Annotated in this window: 10 protein-coding genes; 6 read left to right on the top strand and 4 right to left on the bottom strand. The window is 73.2% G+C overall.

Annotated features, from left to right (window positions below; translation table 11 throughout):
- Positions 1–244: Sua5 family C-terminal domain-containing protein (locus CON77_RS14460; RefSeq protein WP_304442167.1), on the top strand; the 244-nt coding region annotated here is incomplete at its 5' end.
- 43 nt (positions 245–287) lie between these two features.
- On the opposite strand, the gene CON77_RS14455 is transcribed toward CON77_RS14460, so the two are convergent.
- The 3 genes from CON77_RS14455 to CON77_RS14445 are packed head-to-tail and all read right to left on the bottom strand — an operon-like array spanning position 288 to position 2667.
- Complete coding sequence (locus CON77_RS14455) at positions 288–1676, bottom strand: sensor histidine kinase (RefSeq protein WP_198552404.1); 1389 nt, start codon at positions 1674–1676, stop codon at positions 288–290.
- Positions 1677–1678: 2 nt separating this feature from the next.
- Complete coding sequence (locus CON77_RS14450; RefSeq protein WP_101050259.1) at positions 1679–2347, bottom strand: response regulator transcription factor; 669 nt, start codon at positions 2345–2347, stop codon at positions 1679–1681.
- Complete coding sequence (locus CON77_RS14445) at positions 2347–2667, bottom strand: PepSY domain-containing protein (protein WP_101050257.1); 321 nt, start codon at positions 2665–2667, stop codon at positions 2347–2349. Before CON77_RS14445 ends, CON77_RS14450 begins: the two co-directional genes overlap by 1 nt.
- A 166-nt stretch (positions 2668–2833) precedes the next feature.
- Here CON77_RS14445 and CON77_RS14440 point away from each other — a divergent pair, with 166 nt between their 5' ends.
- Genes CON77_RS14440 through CON77_RS14430 form a run of 3 tightly spaced genes read left to right on the top strand, consistent with a single transcriptional unit; the run spans position 2834 to position 4518 of the window.
- Entirely contained in the window at positions 2834–3238 is a 405-nt protein-coding gene (locus CON77_RS14440; protein WP_101050263.1) for a DUF1924 domain-containing protein, read from the top strand.
- Positions 3235–3762, top strand: coding sequence for a diheme cytochrome c (locus CON77_RS14435; protein WP_101050255.1), 528 nt, complete (start codon positions 3235–3237; stop codon positions 3760–3762). The genes CON77_RS14440 and CON77_RS14435 overlap by 4 nt, the downstream gene beginning before the upstream one ends.
- 18 nt (positions 3763–3780) lie before the next feature.
- Entirely contained in the window at positions 3781–4518 is a 738-nt protein-coding gene (locus CON77_RS14430; RefSeq protein WP_101050253.1) for a cytochrome b/b6 domain-containing protein, read from the top strand.
- On the opposite strand, the gene CON77_RS14425 is transcribed toward CON77_RS14430, so the two are convergent.
- Positions 4422–5228: a phosphatase PAP2 family protein gene (locus CON77_RS14425; protein ID WP_101050261.1), complete on the bottom strand. Its 807-nt coding sequence runs from the start codon at positions 5226–5228 to the stop codon at positions 4422–4424. The two genes, CON77_RS14430 and CON77_RS14425, sit on opposite strands and share 97 nt — an antisense overlap.
- A gap of 100 nt (positions 5229–5328) precedes the next feature.
- Here CON77_RS14425 and CON77_RS14420 point away from each other — a divergent pair, with 100 nt between their 5' ends.
- Both CON77_RS14420 and CON77_RS14415 read left to right on the top strand, forming a co-directional pair.
- Positions 5329–6000, top strand: a complete 672-nt coding sequence (locus CON77_RS14420; protein ID WP_101050251.1) for a response regulator — start codon at positions 5329–5331, stop codon at positions 5998–6000.
- Positions 5997–7376, top strand: a complete 1380-nt coding sequence (locus CON77_RS14415) for an ATP-binding protein (protein ID WP_101050249.1) — start codon at positions 5997–5999, stop codon at positions 7374–7376. The genes CON77_RS14420 and CON77_RS14415 overlap by 4 nt, the downstream gene beginning before the upstream one ends.
- Positions 7377–7478: the final 102 nt, after the last annotated feature.

Raw genomic sequence — 7478 nt, 5'->3', positions numbered from 1 at the left:
GCTGGACGTGCTGGGCGCGGACGCGCGCCACATCGCCGTGTACAGCCGTGCGCCCATCGCCTGCGCCAGCCCGCACGTGCGGAGCGAGCGCATGCCCGAACAGGCCGGCGCCTGCGCGCAGGAACTGTTCGCGGTGCTGCGCGCGCTGGACCGGCACGACACCAAACTGATCTGGGTGGAAACGCCGCCCGCCGACCCAGCCTGGGACGGCGTGCGCGACCGGCTGACGCGCGCGGCGGCCTGAACCGAGCCACCCCTCACCTGGACAGACCCAGGCGAGGCCAGCCTCAGGCCAGCTCCCCCGGCAAGCCCAGACGGGCCCGCAAGCCGCCCAGCGGCGAGACTTGCAGGGCCAGTTCCCCACCGTAAAGGGTGGCGATTTCGCGCACGATATCCAGCCCCAGCCCGCTGCCGGGCACGCGCTCGTCGGCACGCACCCCCCGGCCCAGCACGGCCTGTCGCTGGGCTGCGTCCAAGCCGGGGCCGTCGTCGTCCACCGTCAGCCAGAAACCGCCGTCGCGCCGGCCCACCACTTCCAACACCACCCGGCTGCGGGCCCATTTGCAGGCGTTGTCGAGCAGGTTGCCCGCCATTTCCTGGAGGTCCTGGGCCTCGCCGGCGAAGCGCCAGCGCGCGTCCACCGGGCCCAGCACCAGGTCCAGTGGCGGGCGCTCCTCGCGGTGGGCGTGGACCTTGCGCATGACCCGCCCCAAACCGTCGAGCACGGGGCGCAGCGGCGCCAGGCGCCCGGGGGCGCCGGCGGCCGCGGCACGGGCGCGTTGCAGGTGCCAGTCCACCTGCTGACGCACGGCCTGCACCTGCTCTTGCAGGGTGGGGGCCCAATCGGCCGGATCGTCGGGGGGGTGGTCGGCCAGCTGGCTCAGCACCGCCAGCGGGGTTTTGATGGCGTGGGCCAGGTTGCCGGCGGTCTGGCGCGCGCGCTGGGCCACCTGTTCGTCGTGGGCGAGCACGCGGTTGAAATCGTCCACCAGGGGCTGCACCTCGCTCGGGAAACGCCCTTGCAGGCGCGGCTGACGGCCTTGGCGCACGGCCTGCACCGCCACCTGCAGCTGGCGCAGCGGGGCCAGGCCCACCGCCAGCTGGGCCGCAGCCGCCGCCAGCAGGGCCGCGCCCAGCACCGCCAGAAAGGTGAGCAAACGCCCCGAAAAACGATCCACCGCGGCTTCGAGTTCGGCGGTGTCGGCGGCGACGGCGATGCGCCAGGCCGGCGCCCCCGGCTGGTCCAGCAGGCGCACGGCGCGCTCCAGCAGGTGCACGGTCTGGCCGCCGGGGCCGGGCAGGGTGTGGCGGTGCAGTTCGCCGTCGGCCGGCATGTCGTCGGGCAGGGCCAGCACCGTGTCCCAGAGGGAGCGGGAACGCAGCGGGGCGCTGCCCTGGCGGGGCAGCGCGTCGATCTGCCAGTACAGGCCGGCGTAGGGGGTGTGCCAGCGCGGGTCGTTCAGGCCGGTGCGCAAGCGGGCTTGCCCGGCGGCGTCCACCTCCAGCTGCGCGGTGACCAAATCGAGCTGGCGCTGCAACTGGCGTTCGAACTGTTGGGTGGCGTGTTCGCGGAACAGCCCGGCCAGGCCCCAGCCGGCGAGCAGCAAGGCCACGCCCAAACCCACCAGGGTGGCCCACCACAGGCGCCAGCGCAAGGACCGCCACAGCGCCGCCACGTTCAGCCCCCAGCCGGCGCGTTGAGCCGGTAGCCCAGGCCGCGCACGGTGTCGATCAGGCCGGGCGGCAGTTTCTTGCGCAGCCGGGCCACAAACACCTCGATGGTGTTGGAGTCGCGGTCGTGGTCGTGGGCGTACAGGTGCTCGGTCAGGTCGGTGCGCGAGACCAGGGCATTGGGCCGGTGCATCAGGTAGGCCAGCAGCCGGTATTCGTGTCCGGTGAGCGCCACCGCCTGGCCGTCCACGCTGACGTGGCCGGAGCGCGTGTCCAGCACCAGCGGACCGCAGCGCAGCACCGCCGAGGCCAAGCCGCTGGCGCGGCGGATGAGCGCGCGCAACCGCGCCAGCAACTCCTCGGTGTGGAAGGGTTTGGTCAGGTAGTCGTCGGCCCCAGCGTCGATGCCCGCCACCTTGTCGTGCCATTGGTCGCGTGCGGTGAGGATGAGCACCGGCGCGTTCATGCCTTCGCGCCGCCAGCGCTGCAGCACACTCAGGCCGTCGAGCACGGGCAGGCCCAGGTCCAGGACCACGGCGTCGTAGGTCTCGACACCCCCCTGGAACCAGGCGTCGCGGCCGTTGTCGGCGCGGTCCACCGCGTAACCGGCCTCGCCCAGGGCCTGTGCCAGCTGGGCCGCCAGGGTGGGTTCGTCTTCGACCAGCAGCACCCGCATCAGCGCCGCCCGCCCGATTCGCTGCGCCGGCGCAGCACGGTGCCGTCGCGCGCGTCCGCTTCCAGCTTGAGCACGCCGCCGTCGCCCTGCAGCAGCTTCAGTTCGTACACCCAGCGGCCGTCCTCGCGCTCCAGTTCCACTTCGAGCACGTGGCCGGGGTGCTGGCGCGCCACGCGCTGCAGCACCTCTGCCAGCGGCAGCACCTCGCCGGCCACCAAGGCGGCGCGGGCGCGGTCGTGGTCGCTGTCGGCCCGGGCCGCGGGGACCAGCAGGCCCGCGGCCAGCGCCAGGCCGGCGGCCCCAAGCAAACGTCTGTGCATCGGCACCCTTTCTCTGACGGACGCGCCAGCACCGCGCTGGCAGGCCCCTGCATTGTGCAAGCCCGAAGCTGAACGCCGGCTGAACGGCGCGTTCAGCTTCGGTACAGGCCGGGGCGCGCACCATGGCGGCACCGTTCACCGTCACCCCAAAGGAGGAACCCCCATGATGCACCACACCCGCCGCGCGGCCCTGGCCCTGGCCACCGCCCTCTGGGCCTGGCACGGCGCCCACGCCGCCGACACCGGCCCCGCCGAGCAGCTGGCACGCTGGTCTGCCGAAGCCGGCCGCCCTGGCCAGGTCGAGGCCGGCCGGGCCTTTTTCACCCGGCGGCACGGCGGCGAATGGTCGTGCGCCAGCTGCCACGGCACGCCGCCCACCGCCACCGGCAAACACGCCAGCACCGGCAAGACCATCGCCCCGCTGGCGCCGGCCTTCAACCCCAAGGCCTTCACCGACAGCGCCAAGGTGGACAAGTGGTTCCGCCGCAACTGCAAAGACGTGCTCGAACGCGAATGCACCGCCGCCGAAAAAGCCGATGTGCTGGCCTACCTCAACGCCCTGAAACCATGACGATCCACACCCCCTTCGCACACCTGCGGCCCTGGCTGGCCGCCCTCTGCCTGACCGCATCCACCCTGCCCGCCGCCTGGGCCGACAGCGGCCCCATGCTGCCGCGCCAGACGCCCAGCGCCTACCTGCAGGAATGCGGCAGTTGCCACGTGGCCTACCCGCCGGGCATGCTGCCCGCGCGCTCCTGGCAACGCCTGATGACTGGCCTGGACCGCCACTACGGCAGCGACGCGTCGCTGGACCCGGCCACGGTGCAGCAACTGGCCGGCTGGCTGCAGCAGCACGCCGGCACCTACAAGCGCGTGGCCGAGGAGCCGCCACAAGACCGCCTGACCCGTTCGGTCTGGTTCCAGCGCAAGCACCGCGAAATCGATCCCGCCGTCTGGCGGCTGGCCAGCGTGAAAAGCGCGGCCAACTGCGCGGCCTGCCACGGCGGCGCCGAGCAAGGGCGCTTCGACGACGACGAGCTGCGCTTTCCCGCCGGTCTGGCCCCCCAGCACCGCCGCGCCTTTCTGGACGACTGAGCCCCACGGAGTCCCCTCATGAGCACCTTGTCTTCCTCGGGCACGCAGGCCGTGCCACGTCCCACGCCCGGCCGGCGCGTGACCGATGCGCCCACGCGCACCTTCCACTGGCTGTTCGCCCTGTGCTTCGCCGGCGCCTACCTCACCGCCGACGGCGAACGCCTGCGCCTGGTGCACGTGGTCCTGGGCTACACCCTGGCCGGCCTGCTGGTGTTCCGGCTGCTGTACGGCCTGTTCGGGCCGCGCCAGGCCGGTCTGGGGGCACTCTGGGCCAAGGTGGCGAATGCCCCCCGGTGGTTGCGCTCGCTGCCCGCGGCCGCCACGGCAGGCAGCCCGGTGAACTGGCGGCTGGGCCAGAACATCGCCATGGGCGCGGCCATCGTCGGCCTGTTGCTGCTGGTGGCACCGCTCACCCTGTCGGGCTACGCCACCTACAACGACTGGGGCGGCGAATGGCTGGAAGACCTGCACGAAACCCTGGGCGAAGGCTTGCTGTGGCTGGTGCTGGCCCACCTGGGGCTGTTGCTGCTGTTGAGCCTGTGGCGGCGCCAAAACCAGGCCCGCCCCATGTGGAGCGGCCGGGTGCCAGGCCCGGGCCCCGACCTGGTGAAACACAACCGGGGCTGGCTGGCCGCGTTGCTGTGTGTGGCCGTGCTGACTTACTGGGCCTGGGAATGGCGGCAGGCGCCCGCCACCGCGCTTGGCGCATCCACCCCGTCGGCCTGGGTAGACGGGGCGCACGACGGCGATGACTGACGCTTCGCCAACACCCGCACCAGCCCGCGGCACGCGTGGTGGTTCAGCACGGCCAGGGTCCAGCAGATCACCCCGGTCCACAGCGTGTGGCTGGGGTGGTGCGCGCCGCGCAGGGTCTGGGTCAGGCCCAACACGGCACCGAACACCACCACGCCCCACAGCCAGCGCCGCCCCCGGGCCCGCCGCTGCGGGTCGGCCGAGGTCAACCAGGGCAGCGACGCCCCCAGCAGCGTCAGGGCCGCCGACGCGTGCCCCCCGGGAAAGCAGTGACCCGGCCCGCCGTCGGCCACGCCCCACAGCCAGTGCGACACGTACTGCGCCGTGCCGCCGAAGGCCTGCAAGTCCCAGGGGCAACTGGTCAGGCTGTGGCGCTTGATGGCATTGACCGCCAGGAGGCCCCAGGTGGCACCCAGGGCCACCTCCAGGCGCTGGGACCGCGCCAGGCGGCGCCACGGCCCCAGCGGGCGCCACACCATCAGCCACAGACCCAGGTAGGCGGCCGTCGCCAGGTGCCGGGCGCCGTCGTGCAGCACCCGCTCCAGCCACCACTGGTGGCGCCAGGCAAAACCCTGGGCATCGGCCAGGGCACGCATCACGCCCATGTCCAGTCCGCTGGCGTCCCAGGCCAGGGCCACGGCCCAGCACAGACACACCGACCACAGCCCAGCAGGCGCCCGGCGCACAGACGCGGGCAGAGAAAATTCTTTCATGCCCCATTGCACCGCGCCGCAGTTAAGCCGGCCTTAACCACGCCTGAGACAATCGGCACCATGCCGGCACCGCCCGGCCCCACCTGGAGGAGCCCCCACCATGCGCGTGCTGATCGTGGAAGACGACGCCGGGATCGCCGGCGGCCTGGCGGCCACCTTGCGGGCCGCTGGCTACGCCGTGGACGTGTGCGCCACCCTGGGCCACGCCAGCGCCGCCCTGCGGGTGGAAGCCTTCGACCTGGTGCTGCTCGACCTCAACCTGCCCGACGGCGACGGCATCGACTGGCTGCGCGGGCTGCGCCAGGGCGGCCAGACCCTGCCGGTGCTGATCATGACCGCGCGCGACGCCCTGCCCGACCGTGTGGCCGGGCTGGACGAGGGCGCCGACGACTACCTGGTCAAGCCCTTCGAACCCGACGAGCTGCTGGCCCGCATGCGCGTGGCGCTGCGCCGCAGCGAAGGGCGGGCTTCGCCCCTGCTGCGGCACGGCGACCTGACCGTGGACCCGGCCGCCCACACCGTGCAGCGCCAAGGCGAACCCGTGGCCTTGCGCGCCAAGGAATTTGCCCTGCTGCTGGTGCTGCTGCGCGCCAGCGGCCAGGTGGTGACCCGTGCGCGCCTGGAAGAGGCCCTGTACGGCTTCAACGAAAGCCTGGAAAGCAATGCCCTGGAGGTGCACATGCACCACCTGCGCCGCAAGCTGGGCGAGGGCTTGGTGAAAACGGTGCGCGGGGTCGGCTACTTCGTCCCACGCCCGGGCACGGACGCATGAAGCACACCGCCCTGCACACCCCCGGCGCGCCGCGCCTGCTGTGGCGCCACCTGTGGGTCCGCACGCTGCTGGCCTTGCTGGCCATCTGGTTCACCCTGGCCGGCGTGGCCTACTACACCGGCGTGCACGAGGCCGAGGAGATCACCGACGGGCAGCTGGTGTCCACCGCCGAACTGCTGCTGCGCCAGTCCACCGCCGACACCCCCGCCGACCACCCACCCGAGGCCGCCCCGCGCCACGCCCTGGCCACCGGCTACTCGCCCGAACTGCGGGTGGTGGCCTGGGCCCACGGCCACACCGTCTGGGACACCCACGGCATGGCGGCGCAGCTGCCCGACACCCTGGTCAACGGACACCAGACCCTGACCCTGCCCGCGGGCGACGGCCACCGCCGCTGGCGCGTGTTCGTCGCCGACGCCGATGGTGTGGGCGGGCACCGGGTCGCGGTGCTGATCGACACCCGCCGGCATGGGGCCCTGGGCCGCGACATCGCCGAACACATCGTGCGCCCGGCCCTGGTGCTGCTGCCCCTGGTCGCGCTGCTGCTGGCCTGGACCATACGCCGCGGCCTGCGGCCCTTGAACGAACTCTCGCAAGCCATCGGTGCGCTGGACGTGGACGCCGGCCAGACCCTGCCGCCCGAACAGCCCTTCCGCGAACTGAGCACCACCGTGCAGGCCATCAACGGCCTGGTGGAGCGCCTCCAAACCCAGTGGCGGCGCGAGCGGCGCTTCACCTCCGACGTCGCCCACGAACTGCGCACCCCCCTGGCCGCCTTGGTCTGGCAAGCCCGGTTGGCACGTGCGGACGGGGAGGCCACGGTCCGCGACCAGGCCCTGCAACAGGTGGAACACGACGCCCTGCGCGCCGGACGCATCCTCACCCAGCTGCTCGACCTGGCCCGCGCCCAGGGCCCCGACGCCGCCCCCGACCAGGTGGTCGACCTGTGCGAACTGGCGCGGCAGGTGGTCACCGACCACGTGCCCCAGGCCCACGAACGCCGGCACGACCTGTCGCTGGACGCGCCCGACACCCCGGTCTGGGTCGCCGGACGCTCGGCCATGCTGGCCCTGGCGCTGCGCAACCTGGTGGACAACGCCCTGCGCCACACCCCGCCCGACACCCGGGTGGAGGTGGTGGTGCAGCCGGCCGCCGACGGCAGCGTCACCCTGGCGGTGCGCGACGACGGCGCCAGCCGCCGCCCGGACGCCCACCCGCCCCGGCCCGGCATGGGCATCGGCCTGACCCTGGTGCAGCGCATCGCCGACGCCCACGGCATCCCGCTGCGGCAGGACGCGGGCCCCCCACCCTTCGCCACCCGCTACGCCCTGGTCTGGCCGGCCACGGCCACGCCCCCCCCGGAGGGCGTGCGTTAATCTGGCGCTAAGGCGGGATTTCCAGAATCGCGGCACCCCCCTGCCGCCGATTCCCCATGACACCTGCCTCCGCTCCCCGCACCCCGTGGCACCCGGCCACGC

Source organism: Macromonas nakdongensis, from assembly GCF_002837145.1.
In the GTDB taxonomy this organism is placed as follows: domain Bacteria; phylum Pseudomonadota; class Gammaproteobacteria; order Burkholderiales; family Burkholderiaceae_C; genus Macromonas_B; species Macromonas_B nakdongensis.
This window is presented reverse-complemented; position numbering and strand designations above follow the sequence as displayed.